A 13868-nucleotide genomic window follows, 5' to 3' on the forward strand; every position below is an offset into this window, starting at 1 on the left:
CACCTTGACGCAGACCATCGCCCCGCGCGTCCGGATCCTGGTGCTGCTGCTCCTGGCCGCGGCCTGCGCACTGCTGGCCGGCGCCACACCGGCCTCCGCGCACGCCGCGCTCACCGGAAGCGACCCCCAGCAAGGGGCGGTGGTCGACAAGGCTCCGGCCCAGGTGTCGCTCACCTTCTCCGAGTCGGTCTCCATGGACGACGACTCCCTGCGCGTCCTCGACCCCAAGGGCAAGCGCGTCGACGACGGCACACCGTCCGGCACGGGCGGCACGACCTACTCCGTGAAACTGCACGCCGGGCTCCCCGACGGTACGTACACGGTGAGCTACCAGGTCGTGTCCGCCGACAGCCACCCGGTCGCCGGCGCCTACACCTTCTCGATCGGCGCCCCGTCCAAGACCTCCGTCTCCGTCACCGGCCAGGAAGCGGGCGGCGGGATCGTCGGAGGGCTGTACGGTTTCGGCCGGTACGTGTCGTACGCCGGGTTCGCCGTCCTGGTGGGCGGCGCCGCCTTCGTGCTGGCCTGCTGGCCGCGCGGCTCCGGGGTACGGGTCGTGCAGCGGCTCGTCGTCTCCGGATGGCTCGCGCTGACCGCCGCCACTCTCCTGCTCCTCCTGCTGCGCGGCTCCTACACCAGCTCCGGCAAGGCCGCCGACGTCTTCGACCTGAACCTGCTCGGCGAAGTGCTGCAGACCAAGGCCGGCGCCGCGCTGGTCTCCCGGCTGCTGCTGCTCGCGGCGGCCGCGCTGTTCATAGCCGTGCTCTTCGGCGCGTACGACAAACGGGAGGACGAGGAGAGGCGGGACCTCACCTTCGGGCTCGCGGTCGGCGGAAGCGTCGTGGCGCTGGGCCTCGCGGCGACCTGGGCGATGTCCGAGCACGCTTCCGTCGGCCTCCAGGCCGGCCTCGCCATGCCGGTCGACGTCGTCCACCTGATCGCCGTCGCCACCTGGCTCGGCGGACTCGTCGCCCTGCTCGTCGCCCTGTATCGCGGCCCCGCGGACACACCGGTCCCCGACGACGCCGTACGCCGGTTCTCGCGCATCGCCTTCGGCAGTGTGATCGCCCTGGTGGCGACCGGCACCTACCAGTCCTGGCGCCAGCTCGGCTCCTGGACGGCCTTCACCGACACCGGGTACGGCCAGCTTCTCCTCGTCAAGATCGGTCTCGTGGCGGTACTCGTCGGCGTCGCCTACTTCTCGCGACGGTGGACGGCCCAGCTGGCCCAGGCGCTGCCCGCCGCCATCGCCCGGCAGCGGGAGAAGGAGCGGGTGGGCGCGTCCGACGGCCGTAAGAACGAGAAGGCCAAGGTCGAGGCGAGGGCCAAGACCGAAGGGAAGGCGCCCGGCACCGCGAAGGGATCTGGCACTGCGAAGGGCTCCGGCACTGCAAAGGGATCTGGCACCGCGAAGGGCTCCGGCGGCTCTCAGCGGGCCGCCCAGCTCGCCCGGCAGCGCGCCGCCGTGGACGCCGCCCGGCAGAAGCGGCAACGGGACGCCGACCCCCACCGCTTCGGGCTGCGCCGCTCCGTGCTCGCCGAAGCGGGCGTCGCCGTCGTCCTGCTCGCCGTCACCACCATCCTGACCCAGACCGAGCCCGGCCGGACCGAGGAGGAGGCCAAGGCCTCGGGCCCGTCCTCCACCGCCACCTCCGCGCCCTCCACCGGCGCGGTGACGCTGGACATGCCCTTCGACACCGGCAGCCAGAACGGCAAGGGCGTCGTACGGGTCGAGCTCGACCCCGCCCGGGTCGGCGCCAACGACCTGCACGTCTACGTCGAGCGCCCGGACGGCACCGCCTTCGACATCCCCGAGGTGAAGGTGGCCCTCACCCAGGAGGCCAAGGACATCGGGCCCCTGCCCGTCGTCCCCGACCACATCACCACCGGACACTGGTCGGCGAGCGGAGTACAGATCCCGATGGCCGGTGACTGGGAAGTCGCCGTGACCGTACGGACCTCCGACATCGACCAGGTCACCCTCTCCAAGAACGCGCAGATCGGCTGAACCGCACCATGGCTGACCAGTCCATTCCGGAGGCCCGACACCCCGAGGCGACCCGCGGGGCGCCCGGCGGCCCCGGACCACTCGACCCCGGGAACACCACCGCCCCCACGGGCGTCTCGCGACGGCGGCTCCTCGGCACGGCCGGTGCCACCGGGCTCGTCCTCGGCGCGGCCGGCGGCGCCGTGGGCTACGCGGCCGCGCCCTCCGACGCCGCCACCCCTCTCACCTCGCTCGGCAGCGAGCAGGCGATGTTTCACGGGAAACATCAGCCCGGCATCACCACCCCCATGCAGTCCTGCGGCCACCTCGTAGCCTTCGACCTCGCGGCGGGTGCCGGGCGCAAGGAGGCCACCGCACTGCTGCGCCGCTGGTCCGACACGGCCCGGAGGCTGATGGCGGGCGAGCCCGCCGGAACCCGTGACACGGACGTGGCCCGGGACGCAGGACCCTCCTCGCTGACCGTCACCTTCGGATTCGGGCACTCCTTCTTCGGCCGTACCGGCCTGGACAAGCAGCGCCCGGTCGCGCTCGACCCGCTCCCCGACTTCTCCTCCGACCACCTCGACAAGCACCGCAGCAACGGCGACCTCTGGGTGCAGATCGGCGCCGACGACGCCCTGGTGGCCTTCCACGCCCTGCGCGCGATCCAGCAGGACGCCGGGGCAGCCGCCCGCGTCCGCTGGCAGATGAACGGCTTCAACCGTTCGCCGGGCGCCACCGCCCACCCCATGACGGCCCGCAACCTCATGGGCCAGATCGACGGCACCCGCAACCCGAAGCCCGCCGAGCCCGACTTCGACAAGCGGATCTTCGTCCCCGAACAGCCGGGGAAGGGCGGCCAGGCCTGGATGGCGAACGGCTCCTACGTCGTCGTACGCCGCATCCGGATGCTCCTCGACGACTGGGAACAGCTCTCGGCCAAGGCCCAGGAGGACGTCATCGGCCGCCGCAAGGCCGACGGGGCGCCGCTGTCCGGGGGGTCGGAGACGACCGACATGGACCTGGAGAAGACGGACGGGGCCGGCAAGCTCGTCGTCCCGATCAACGCCCACGCCCGCATCACCCGCCCCGACCAGAACGGCGGCGCGGCCATGGTCCGCCGGCCCTTCTCGTACCACGACGGCTTCGACGCCGACGGTGTCCCGGACGCCGGCCTGCTCTTCATCTGCTGGCAGGCAGATCCGCTGCGGGGCTTCGTGCCCGTGCAGCGGAAGCTGGACCGGGGCGACGCGCTGTCGCAGTTCATCCGGCACGAGGCGAGCGGCCTGTTCGCGGTGCCGGGCGGGGCGGCGGAGGGAGAATACGTGGGACAGCCGCTGCTGGAGGGGTGAACCCGGCGGCGAGTCACCCCGAGGAGGGCTTGCGCGAGACGCGTGAGCCGGGTCTCGCCGGGCCCATTAGGGTGAGGACATGCCAGCCAGTTACGCGTATCTCGGCCCTGAAGGCACCTTCACGGAAGTCGCCCTGCGCACCCTCCCGGAGACGGCGACCCGGGAGCTGGTCCCCTACGTGTCCGTCCAGTCCGCGCTCGACGCGGTGCGCACCGGCGAGGCCGAGGCCGCGTTCGTGCCGATCGAGAACTCCGTCGAGGGCGGCATCACCACCACCCTCGACGAGCTGGTCGCCGGCCAGCCGCTGATGATCTACCGCGAGGTGCTGCTGTCCATCACCTTCGCGCTGCTGGTCCGCCCCGGCACCAAGCTGTCGGACATCAAGACGGTCACCGCCCACCCGGCCGCCCAGCCCCAGGTCCGCAACTGGCTCAAGGCGCACCTCCCGGACGTCGCCTGGGAGTCCGCCGCGTCCAACGCGGACGGCGCCCGCCTGGTGCAGGAGGGGCGGTACGACGCGGCCTTCGCCGGCGAGTTCGCCGCGGAGCGCTACGGCCTGGAGGTGCTGGAGGCCGACATCCACGACGCGGAGAACGCCCAGACGCGCTTCGTGCTGGTGGGCCGCCCGGCCCGGCCCGCGGCTCCTACCGGCGCGGACAAGACGTCCGTCGTGCTCTGGCAGCGCGACGACCACCCCGGCGGCCTGCGCGATCTGCTGGGCGAGTTCGCCACCCGGGGAGTCAACCTGATGCTGCTCCAGTCCCGGCCCACGGGCGCCGGGATCGGCAACTACTGCTTCTGCATCGACGCCGAGGGGCACATCTCCGACCGTCGGGTGGCCGACGCGCTGATGGGTCTGAAGCGGTCCTGCCTCCAGGTGCGCTACCTCGGTTCGTATCCCCGGGCGGAGGTCGAGCCCGCGGACGTGGACGCACTGCGGCCGGGCACGTCGGACGAGGCGTTCGTGGCGGCGGCGGACTGGGTGGCGCGCTGCCAGGACGGCCGGTTCTGACCGCCGGGCCTATCTGCTGATTTTCGTTGTCCACAGAAGTTATCCACAGGTCCCCTTCTCGACCTGGGGACAAGTCGACAACGAAGCGGCATTCAGTCGACAAATCCTCCTACGTCCCCCCACTTCACCCACAGGGGCCCAGGTCACCCTTCGTCCACTTGTTTCTTGCACCCCATTCTCCGGAGTGACACCAGGTGCCCCGTTTCCACTCGAAAGTGGGGGCGGGGAGGGTTTGGACAGCGCGGCTCCAGGATTGAGGAACGATCACTTCCGTGAATCCACAGATCTTTCGCACACCCTGTGGATAACTTTTCCGGGCTGTGGATTCCTGTGGACAGTCACCTCCCAAGTCCCGTTCCCCACAAGGAAATCCGGTCAACCCGTCGCCCGTGCAGCACCTCGTTCCAGGGATGCCGCACCTCTGCATTGACCAGTCGGACGGGACGTGAGACCCGCGTCCGGCAATAGTGGGTCGAGACGCGACACCGCGCACCGGTAGCCTTGACCGCGTGATTGACCTTCGCCTGCTCCGTGAGGACCCCGACCGTGTGCGCGCGTCCCAGCGCGCCCGTGGAGAGGACGTCGCGCTCGTCGACTCCCTCCTGTCCGCCGACGAGCGGCGCAGGTCGTCCGGCGTCCGCTTCGACGAACTGCGCGCCGAGCAGAAGGGCCTCGGCAAGCTGATCGGCAAGGCCTCCGGAGACGAGAAGGCCGAGCTGCTCAAGCGGGCCGAGCAGCTGAAGACCGACGTCAAGTCCGCCGACGCCGAGCGCGACGCGGCCGACGCCGAGACCCAGGAGCTGCTCCAGCGGCTCGGCAACCTCGTCCACCCCGACGTGCCCGTCGGCGGCGAGGAGGACTTCGTCACGCTGGAGACGCACGGCACGCACCGCGACTTCGCGGCCGAGGGCTTCGAGCCGCGGGACCACCTCGAGCTGGGCCAGCTGCTCGGCGCCATCGACGTCGAGCGCGGCGCCAAGGTGTCCGGATCGCGCTTCTACTTCCTGACCGGTGTCGGCGCGCTCCTGGAGCTCGCCCTGGTCAACGCGGCCATCGCGCAGGCCACGGCGGCCGGCTTCACACCGATGCTGACCCCGGCCCTGGTGCGCCCGCAGTCGATGGCCGGCACCGGCTTCCTCGGCCAGGCCGCCCAGGACGTCTACCACCTCGACAAGGACGACCTGTACCTGGTCGGCACGTCCGAGGTGCCGCTGGCGGCGTACCACATGGACGAGATCCTGGACGCCGACCGCCTGCCGCTGCGCTACGCCGGCTTCTCGCCCTGCTTCCGCCGCGAGGCGGGCTCGCACGGCAAGGACACCCGGGGCATCTTCCGCGTGCACCAGTTCGACAAGGTCGAGATGTTCTCCTACGTCCTCCCCGAGGACTCGCGGGCCGAGCACCAGCGCCTGCTGGAGTGGGAGAAGCAGTGGCTGACGTCGCTGGAACTGCCGTTCCGGGTCATCGACGTCGCCTCGGCCGACCTGGGCTCCTCGGCCGCGCGCAAGTACGACTGCGAGGCGTGGATCCCGACGCAGGGCAAGTACCGCGAGCTGACCTCGACCTCGGACTGCACCGAGTTCCAGTCCCGCCGGCTGTCGATCCGCGTCCGCGAGGACAAGAAGGTGCGCCCGCTGGCCACGCTCAACGGCACGCTGTGCGCCGTTCCGCGCACGATCGTGGCGATCCTGGAGAACCACCAGCAGGCCGACGGCTCGGTGCGCGTGCCCGAGGTGCTGCGCCCGTACCTGGGCGGCCGGGAGGTCCTGGAACCGGTGACCAAGTGACTGACACCGGCGCCGCCACCGACACCGACACCGACACGGTCTCCGACTCCGGTTCGGACGGAGGTTTCCCGTACCGGCTGATCGCGACCGATCTCGACGGCACGTTGCTGCGTAGTGACGACACGATCTCGCGGCGCACCCGGGATGCGCTCGCCGCGGCCACCCGGGCGGGCGCGGCCCACATCGTGGTCACCGGGCGGGCCGTGCCGTGGACCCGGCACATCCTGGACGACCTCGGTTACGACGGGCTGGCCGTCTGCGGTCAGGGTGCGCAGGTCTACCACGCCGGGGAGCACCGGCTGCTGACCTCGGTGACCCTGGACCGGCAGCTGGCCGGGGTGGCGCTGGCGAAGATCGAGGCGGAGACCGGTCCGCTGTATCTGGCGGCGAGCCGCGACGGTCTGGACGGCGACGTCCTGGTCGGCCCCGGCTACGCGGTCGGGGGCGACCTTCCGGCGGTGCCGTTCACGGACTCCTCGGACCTGTGGTCGGCTCCGCTGAACAAGATCTACATCCAGCATCCGACCCTTTCGGACGACGAGCTGGCCGAGGCTGCCCGGCGCACCGCGGGCGGCTTCGTCACGGTGACCATGGCCGGCGCGGGCATCGTCGAGCTGCTCCCCCTCGGTCTGTCCAAGGCGACCGGCCTGTCACTGGCGGCGCGCCGGCTCGGGCTGAAGGCCGCGGACACGATCGCGTTCGGCGACATGCCCAACGACGTCCCGATGTTCGGCTGGGCGGCCCGGGGGGTGGCGATGGCCAACGCGCACGAGGAGCTGAAGGCGGTGGCCGACGAGGTGACGTCCTCCAACGACGAGGACGGCATCGCGGTCGTGCTGAAGCGGCTGACGGCCTGATCTCCGGTCCCCAAGCCCCCGGAGAGCCAGCGCCGGGGGTAGTGGCCGCACGGTCCGGACGGCGCCGGCGTCCCCGTCGGTGGGCCCACGCGAGGCGTCTCGCGTGCTCGAAGCGGCCGCCCGATTTCGCCGGCGCCGTCCGGCCTCGTGCATCCCCCACAGTGCCGTCGCGGCAAGCCGGGCGCCACCGATTAAAAGCGGACGTACTCCGCGGGCGTGCGCTGCGGGCGGGTGCCATGGGCGTGTGCCATGGGCGTGTGGCGTGTCAGCCCCGACGCCACCTGCGGCGTCGGCCCTTGCTGAAGAACCATCCGGCGGGCGGCTCGTCCGAGCGCCATGGCTGCGGCTCCGGCTTCTCGCGGCTCCAGCGGGCGGCGAGCATCCGGGCGCGGGCCGAGGGCTCGGAGGTCCCGGCGTCGCGTATGAACTCCTCGTCCAGGACGAGGTCGTTCCAGGTCTCGTCACCGGGACCTTCGGTGGTGCCGTCCCCGGCGCCGTCCTCCGGCTGTCCCCGGTCGTCCTGCCGCGGTGTCCGACCCGTCATCCCGGTCCTCCCAGTCCTGCGTCCCCCGTGTCTCCCCGTACATTCCCCGGCCCAGTGTGCCCGGGCCGGGGTGAAGGTCCCGTCAGGTCCGGGGCCTGCTCACTCCTCCCCGGCGAGTGTCAGCGACCGCAGCTTCTGGCCGGCGTACCAGGTGGCGAGCACGGTCACCCCGACGAGCAGCATCGTCGCGGTGGGCAGGCCGACGTCGGAGGTGACCAGGTTCCCGTCGGCGACCTTCTGGGCCACCGCCAGCGACCACTGCTGGACGCTCAGCGTGCGGGCACCCGGTACCAGGGAGCCGAACAGTGCCTCCCAGACGAGGGCGTAGACGAGCCCGAAGACCACCGCGTGCCGGGACACCGTGCCCAGCAGCAGGAACAGCGCGGCGTAGGCGATGGAGGCGACCAGTGCGGCGATCGTGTAGGCGACGGCGACCTGCTGGCCGTTGCCGTTGAGAATCAGGCCGGCGAGCAGGGTGGGCACGGCGGAGAAGACCATCGTCACGGCTATGGCGACGATCAGCTTGGTGAAGATGATCGTCGGCCGCTTGATCGGCTTGGACAGCAGGTACACCACCGAGCCGTCGTCGATCTCGGGGCCGATGGCGCCGGTGCCGGCGATGACGCCGATGATCGGCACCATGGTGGCGAGGGCGAACCCGCCCAGCACGTCCGCCGTGGTCTGGTCGTCGGCTCCGGCGAGCGCGCGCACCGCGACGGCGATGACGAGCAGCAGTAGCGGGAGCGCGCCCAGGATGAGGGCCCGGCGGCGGCCGAGCAGGGCTCGATAGGTGAGCCTGGCGACTGTGGGGTCGTACATTCTTCGGCCTCCTACGCCGCGACGAGATACGAGAAGACGGACTCGAGGGACTCGTCGGACGGCGAGACCGTGAGCAGCCTGATGCCGTGGTCGCGGGCGACCTTGGGCAGCAGGGCCGTGAACCGGCCGAAGTCGACGGCCTGGATGCGCAGTGCGCCCTCGGCGAGGTCGACCTCGATGCCGGACGTCGACGGGTCGGCGATCAGCGCTGCCGCGAGGGCCCGGTCGTCGCTGGAACGCACCAGGTAGCGGTGCGGCCGGTCGGTCATCAGACGGCGGATCTTGCGGAAGTCGCCGCTGGCCGCGTGGCGTCCGGCGACGATGACCTCGATGTGCCAGGCGAGCTGTTCGACCTCTTCGAGGATGTGCGAGGAGAACAGCACCGTGCGGCCCTCGTCGCCCATGCGCCGCAGCAGGTCCATGAGCTGCATGCGCTGGCGCGGGTCCATGCCGTTGAACGGCTCGTCGAGCAGCAGCAGCGTGGGCTGGTGAACGAGGGCGGAGGCCATCTTCACCCGCTGGCGCATGCCCTTGGAGTACGTGGCGATCTTCCGGTCCTGGGCGTACGCCATCTCCACGGTGGCCAGCGCCTCGTCGGCCGCCTTGGCGCCCAGGCCGTGCAGCTCGGCGTTGGCCAGGACGAACTCGCGGCCGGTGAGGAAGTCGTACATCGCCTCGCGCTCGGGGACGATGCCGATGTGCTTGTAGATGGCCTCGTTGCGCCAGACCGGCTGGCCGTCGAGGGTGACGGTGCCGGTGGAGGGGGCGAGGAAGCCGCCCATCATGTTGATGAGGGTGGACTTTCCCGCGCCGTTGGGGCCGAGCAGGCCGGTGACGCCGGGGCCGATCGTCATGGTGATGTCGTTGACGGCGACCACGTTGCCGAACCAGCGGGAGACGTGGTCGATGTTCAGCGTGGTCACAGTCCCACCTTCGTGTAGCGGCGCATCAGCAGGCCGTAGGCGCCGGCGATCAGGCCCAGGGTGACGAGGGCGTAGACCGCGCCCTCGCCGTTGCTCGGGCCGACCCCGCCGGGGAAGGCCGAGGTGGCGCCCAGGAAGGCGGACTGCACTCCGTCGATGAGGGTGATCGGCGAGAACAGGCCGATCCAGGCGACGGCTCCGGAACTGCTCTGGACGTCCGCGATGGCCTGGAGCGTGGAGACCGCGCCATAGGTGATGGTGAGGACGGCGATGACGGCCGCGATGCCGAAGCCGCGGCGCGGGGTGACCGACGCGACGACCAGGCCGAGGCCGGCGAAGAGCAGCGAGAGCAGTGCCACGGAGACGAGTCCCTGTGCGAACCCCTTGGTCTGGTCCGCGAAGTCGAGTTTGGCGAGCAGCGCGCCGACGTAGAGCACCAGCAGGGGGGCTGCGGTGAGGATGAACAGGGCCGAGGCCAGCGACGCGTACTTGGCGCGGACGTAGTCGGAGGTCTCGATCGGCCGGGAGAAGTACAGCGGCACGGTCTTGAAGCGCAGGTCGCGCGAGACGGACTGGGGTGCCTGAGCCGCGACGTAGAGGCTGATGACGGCCTGCAGGACGATCGCGTAACGCGTGTAGTCCACGGGCAGGTCGTTGGCCTTGGTGGCGACGGCGACGGCGACCATGATGGCCGCCGGCAGGCACATCACCACGAACAGCAGCATCGGCAGCACCTTGGACTTGGCCGAGCGGCCGAGGCCGTAGGCGCCGCGCAGGGACTGCGAGTACAGCGAGCGTCGGGCGTAGGCGCGGCCGAGGCGGGGGCCGTCGTAGCTGCGGTAGCCGATGTTGTGGATGCGGGTCTGGTCACCCGGGACCGTGGCTGTGGGCTGTTCAGCTGCCATGGCCGACCGCCTCCTTCCGTGCTGCGTCGCTGTCGGTGAAGACCTCCGAGATGTGGTGCCGGCGCTGCTCCATGCGCACCAGGCCGAGGCCGAGGTCGGCGATGACGTCGCGGACCAGGTCGTAGGTCTCCTCGCCTGCCGAGGTGAGCAGCAGGACGTGGCCGGCGCCGGGCAGGCCGCTGCCGTCCTGGACGGTCACTCCGCGTGCGTCGAGCGCGTCGCGGACCGCGCGGGTGCCGTCGGGGTGCTCGTCGGTGTCGGTGACCTCGATCGCGAGGGTCGTCGTGGTCTGGGTGAAGTCCGTGGTGGAGCTGGAGCGCAGCAGCTTGCCGCCGTCCACGACGACGACGTGGTCGCAGGTGCGTTCCAGCTCGCCCAGGAGGTGGGAGGTGACGAGGACCGAGATGCCGAAGTCGGTGTGGATGCGGCGGATGAGGCCGAGCATCTCGTCGCGGCCGACGGGGTCGAGGCCGTTGGTCGGCTCGTCGAGGAAGACCAGCTGGGGGTCGTGCACGAGGGCCTGCGCGAGCTTCACGCGCTGCTTCATGCCGGTCGAGTAGCCGCCTATGGGCCGGTAGCGCTCCTCGTACAGGCCGACGTGGCGCAGGGTGTCGGCCGTGCGCTCGCGGGCGGCGGTGGGCGGCAGACCGGACATGCGCGCCATGTGGACGACGAACTCGGTGGCCGAGACGTCGGGTGGCAGGCAGTCGTGTTCCGGCATGTAGCCGACCCGCTCGCGGATGTCGGCGCCCTTGGTGGCGACATCGAGTCCGAGCACTTCGGCCCGGCCCTCGGTCGCGGGAGACAGACCCAGCAGGATCTTGATCAGAGTGGATTTGCCGGCGCCGTTGGCACCGACGAGTCCGGTTACACCGGGTCCGACGTCCACGGAGAGCCGGTCGAGCGCGGTCACCCGGGGGAACCGCTTGCTCAGGCTTTCGGTCGCGATCACAGTCACATCCATGACAGTAGTGACGGCCGCCACTGAGGTCGTCAGACCGCAGAGCCGTCTTGGCGTCAGACTCGAGTAGTACGGGCCCGTAGGGGATGCCGTACCTGAGAGCCACGGCGCGGTCCCCGAGGCCGCCGCCCACCGCTCTATTGACGTTTGGTCTAACAACTGGGAGATTCTGCGGCACGATCCTCGTCGTCACCGACTCGCGGGGCCCGGGGAGAGCGTGGGGACTGCGGCGCTGGGCGGAGGAGAGATGACGGTGCTGGACGGTGCGCGGGAACGCCGGGTGCACACGGGCGGGGTCGAGCTGTGCGTGGCCGAGCTGGGTGATCCCGGGCAGCCCACGGTCGTCCTGGTGCACGGCTACCCGGACAGCAAGGAGGTCTGGTCCGAGGTCGCCACCCGTCTGGCCCGCCGCTTCCACGTGGTCCTCTACGACGTCCGCGGCCACGGCAGGTCCACGGCGCCGAGCCCGCTGCGCGGCGGGTTCACGCTGGAGAAACTGACGGACGACTTCCTGGCCGTCGCGGACGCGGTCAGCCCGGACCGCCCGGTGCACCTGGTGGGCCACGACTGGGGTTCGGTGCAGTCCTGGGAGTTCGTCACGGTCAAGCGCACCGAGGGCCGCATCGCGTCCTTCACCTCGATGTCCGGCCCGTCCCTCGACCACTTCGGGCACTGGATCAACAAGCGCCTGAGGCGCCCCACCCCACGCCGGGTCGGACAGCTCCTCGGCCAGGGCGCCAAGTCCTGGTACGTCTACCTGCTGCACACCCCCGTACTGCCCGAACTGGCCTGGCGCGGCCCCCTCGGCAAGCACTGGCCGCGCATCCTGGAGCGCGTCGAGAAGGTGCCGAGCGGCGACTACCCGACCTCGTCGCTGCCGACGGACGCGGCGCACGGGGCGTGGCTGTACCGGGACAACGTACGGCCCCGGCTGCGCCACCCGCGCGAGGACGCCTACGCGCACGCGCCCGTGCAGCTCATCACACCCCTCGGCGACGCGTTCCTGTCGGAGCGGCTCTACGACGGACTGGAGCTGTGGGCGCCGGAGCTGACCCGTCGCACGCTGCCCGCGAAACACTGGGTGCCCCGCACCCGGCCGGACCGGCTGGCGGACTGGATCACGGAGTTCGTCACCTCCGTCGACGACGGGCAGTCCGGGACGGCGGCGAGCGGCAGGTACGCCGACCGCTTCGGCGGGCAGTTGGTGCTGATCACGGGCGCGGGCAACGGCATCGGGCGGGCGACGGCGTTCGCGTTCGCCGAGGCCGGCGCGCGCGTCGTGGCCGTCGACCGGGACGCCGAGTCCGCGGCCCGCACCGCGGAGCTGTCCCGGCTGATCGGTGCGCCGGCCGCCTGGGCGGAGACCGTCGACGTCTCCGACGAGCAGGCCATGGAGAAGCTGGCGGCCCGGGTCGCCGCCGAGTACGGCGTGGTGGACGTGCTCGTGAACAACGCCGGGATCGGTCTGTCGGGCTCCTTCTTCGACACCACGCCGGAGGACTGGAAGAAGGTCCTCGACGTCAACCTGTGGGGCGTGATCCACGGCTGCCGGTTGTTCGGCCGGCAGATGGCCGAGCGCGGACAGGGCGGCCACATCGTCAACACCGCGTCGGCGGCTGCCTTCCAGCCCTCCCGGGCGCTGCCGGCCTACGGCACCTCCAAGGCGGCCGTACTGATGCTCAGCGAGTGCCTGCGTGCCGAGCTGGCCGGTCAGGGGATCGGCGTCACGGCGATCTGCCCCGGCGTCGTCAACACCGGCATCACCTCGACGGCGCACTTCGCGGGCGTCGACGCCGACGAGGAGAAGCGCCTGCGGCAGCGCACCGCCCGGCTGTACGGGATGCGCAACTACCCGCCGGAGAAGGTGGCCGACGCCGTCCTCGAGGCGGTCGTGCACAACAGGGCCGTGGTCCCGGTGACGCCGGAGGCACGCGGGGCGCGTCTCATGTCCCGGTTCGCACCCGGGGTGTTGAGGCGCCTCGCCCGGGTGAAACCGCCTCTGTAGTTTCCACAGGGAACCCCAATCTGCCTGTGGATAACTGGACTTGACTGTGGATCAAACCTCGGCGGCAAAATCGATCGCGTGACGCGTGTCTCAGTCGGCAGGCTGGTGCCATGCAACAGGAGCACAACAAACACGAGGAACGCCAGCAACGCCGGGAACGCATGGATGACAGACGCACGGTGAAAGTGTCGAAGTATCTGTCGAAGCACCTGCGCCACCAGCCGGAGAGAATCGGGCTGGCCCTCGACGAGGGCGGCTGGATCGAGATCGACACGCTGATCGCCGCGGCGGCCTCGCACGGCTTCCGCTTCACCCGCGAAGAGCTCGACCACGTGGTCGACACCAACGACAAGCGGCGCTTCGCCGTCGAGGGCACCCGCATCCGCGCCAGCCAGGGCCACAGCATCGACGTGGACCTCGGACTGCCCTCGGCGACGCCGCCGCCGTACCTCTACCACGGGACCGTGGCCCGGCACCTGGGCGCGATCCGCACCGAGGGGCTGCGGCCGATGAACCGGCACGACGTGCATCTCTCGTCGGACCGGGAGACCGCGACCCGGGTCGGCGCCCGCCGCGGCCGGCCCGTCGTGCTCGCGGTGGACGCCGGCGCCATGCACTGCGACGGGCACGTCTTCCACGTCAGCGAGAACGGCGTCTGGCTGACACAGAACGTGCCGCCACGGTATCTGCGCTTTCCCGCTCCGCACTGACCCAGC

12 protein-coding genes are annotated in these 13868 nt (G+C 71.0%); 7 read left to right on the top strand and 5 right to left on the bottom strand.

Going from position 1 to position 13868, the window contains the following annotated elements; genetic code table 11:
• Positions 1 to 4 precede the first annotated feature (4 nt).
• From ACGH7X_RS19050 to ACGH7X_RS19070, 5 genes are all read left to right on the top strand, one after another.
• Positions 5 to 2008, top strand: coding sequence for a copper resistance CopC/CopD family protein (locus ACGH7X_RS19050; RefSeq protein ID WP_399886580.1), 2004 nt, complete (start codon positions 5 to 7; stop codon positions 2006 to 2008).
• Positions 2009 to 2016: 8 nt separating this feature from the next.
• Positions 2017 to 3339 (top strand): iron uptake transporter deferrochelatase/peroxidase subunit, encoded by a 1323-nt coding sequence (efeB, locus tag ACGH7X_RS19055; protein WP_399886582.1) that lies wholly within the window; start codon positions 2017 to 2019, stop codon positions 3337 to 3339.
• A gap of 79 nt (positions 3340 to 3418) precedes the next feature.
• Positions 3419 to 4351, top strand: coding sequence for a prephenate dehydratase (pheA, locus tag ACGH7X_RS19060; protein WP_164419018.1), 933 nt, complete (start codon positions 3419 to 3421; stop codon positions 4349 to 4351).
• A gap of 509 nt (positions 4352 to 4860) precedes the next feature.
• Positions 4861 to 6138 (top strand): serine--tRNA ligase, encoded by a 1278-nt coding sequence (gene serS / locus ACGH7X_RS19065; RefSeq protein WP_399886584.1) that lies wholly within the window; start codon positions 4861 to 4863, stop codon positions 6136 to 6138.
• A complete protein-coding gene (locus ACGH7X_RS19070) occupies positions 6135 to 6995 on the top strand; it encodes an HAD family hydrolase (RefSeq protein ID WP_399886586.1) in 861 nt (286 codons plus the stop codon). The genes serS and ACGH7X_RS19070 overlap by 4 nt, the downstream gene beginning before the upstream one ends.
• Before the next feature lie 265 nt (positions 6996 to 7260).
• On the opposite strand, the gene ACGH7X_RS19075 is transcribed toward ACGH7X_RS19070, so the two are convergent.
• From ACGH7X_RS19075 to ACGH7X_RS19095, 5 genes are all read right to left on the bottom strand, one after another.
• Positions 7261 to 7539, bottom strand: coding sequence for a hypothetical protein (locus ACGH7X_RS19075; RefSeq protein WP_399886588.1), 279 nt, complete (start codon positions 7537 to 7539; stop codon positions 7261 to 7263).
• Between the two features lie 99 nt (positions 7540 to 7638).
• The gene (locus tag ACGH7X_RS19080; protein ID WP_399886590.1) at positions 7639 to 8358 is read right to left on the bottom strand and encodes an ABC transporter permease; all 720 of its coding nucleotides are present in this window, start codon (positions 8356 to 8358) and stop codon (positions 7639 to 7641) included.
• An 11-nt stretch (positions 8359 to 8369) separates the two neighbouring features.
• A complete protein-coding gene (locus ACGH7X_RS19085; RefSeq protein ID WP_399886592.1) occupies positions 8370 to 9281 on the bottom strand; it encodes an ABC transporter ATP-binding protein in 912 nt (303 codons plus the stop codon).
• The gene (locus ACGH7X_RS19090) at positions 9278 to 10186 is read right to left on the bottom strand and encodes an ABC transporter permease (RefSeq protein ID WP_399886594.1); all 909 of its coding nucleotides are present in this window, start codon (positions 10184 to 10186) and stop codon (positions 9278 to 9280) included. The genes ACGH7X_RS19085 and ACGH7X_RS19090 overlap by 4 nt, the downstream gene beginning before the upstream one ends.
• Positions 10176 to 11138, bottom strand: coding sequence for an ABC transporter ATP-binding protein (locus tag ACGH7X_RS19095; RefSeq protein WP_052836930.1), 963 nt, complete (start codon positions 11136 to 11138; stop codon positions 10176 to 10178). Before ACGH7X_RS19095 ends, ACGH7X_RS19090 begins: the two co-directional genes overlap by 11 nt.
• 256 nt (positions 11139 to 11394) lie before the next feature.
• On the opposite strand from ACGH7X_RS19095, the gene ACGH7X_RS19100 reads away from it, so the two are divergent.
• Positions 11395 to 13152 carry an SDR family oxidoreductase gene (locus tag ACGH7X_RS19100; RefSeq protein WP_399886597.1) on the top strand — a complete coding sequence of 586 codons (1758 nt, stop codon included), beginning with the start codon at positions 11395 to 11397 and terminating at the stop codon, positions 13150 to 13152.
• 161 nt (positions 13153 to 13313) lie between these two features.
• Positions 13314 to 13862: an RNA 2'-phosphotransferase gene (locus ACGH7X_RS19105; protein ID WP_399897160.1), complete on the top strand. Its 549-nt coding sequence runs from the start codon at positions 13314 to 13316 to the stop codon at positions 13860 to 13862.
• Positions 13863 to 13868: the final 6 nt, after the last annotated feature.

It is taken from the genome of Streptomyces sp. BBFR51 (assembly GCF_044591655.1).
Taxonomy (GTDB): Bacteria; Actinomycetota; Actinomycetes; order Streptomycetales; family Streptomycetaceae; genus Streptomyces.

What these genes read in the sequence shown, in the direction of transcription:
- efeB (WP_399886582.1), top strand. Translation starts at nt 2,017, where the DNA reads ATGGCTGACCAGTCCATTCCGGAGGCCCGACACCCCGAGGCGACCCGC.
- pheA (WP_164419018.1), top strand. Translation starts at nt 3,419, where the DNA reads ATGCCAGCCAGTTACGCGTATCTCGGCCCTGAAGGCACCTTCACGGAA.
- ACGH7X_RS19075 (WP_399886588.1), bottom strand. Translation starts at nt 7,539, where the DNA reads ATGACGGGTCGGACACCGCGGCAGGACGACCGGGGACAGCCGGAGGAC.
- ACGH7X_RS19080 (WP_399886590.1), bottom strand. Translation starts at nt 8,358, where the DNA reads ATGTACGACCCCACAGTCGCCAGGCTCACCTATCGAGCCCTGCTCGGC.
- ACGH7X_RS19090 (WP_399886594.1), bottom strand. Translation starts at nt 10,186, where the DNA reads ATGGCAGCTGAACAGCCCACAGCCACGGTCCCGGGTGACCAGACCCGC.
- ACGH7X_RS19100 (WP_399886597.1), top strand. Translation starts at nt 11,395, where the DNA reads ATGACGGTGCTGGACGGTGCGCGGGAACGCCGGGTGCACACGGGCGGG.
- ACGH7X_RS19105 (WP_399897160.1), top strand. Translation starts at nt 13,314, where the DNA reads ATGGATGACAGACGCACGGTGAAAGTGTCGAAGTATCTGTCGAAGCAC.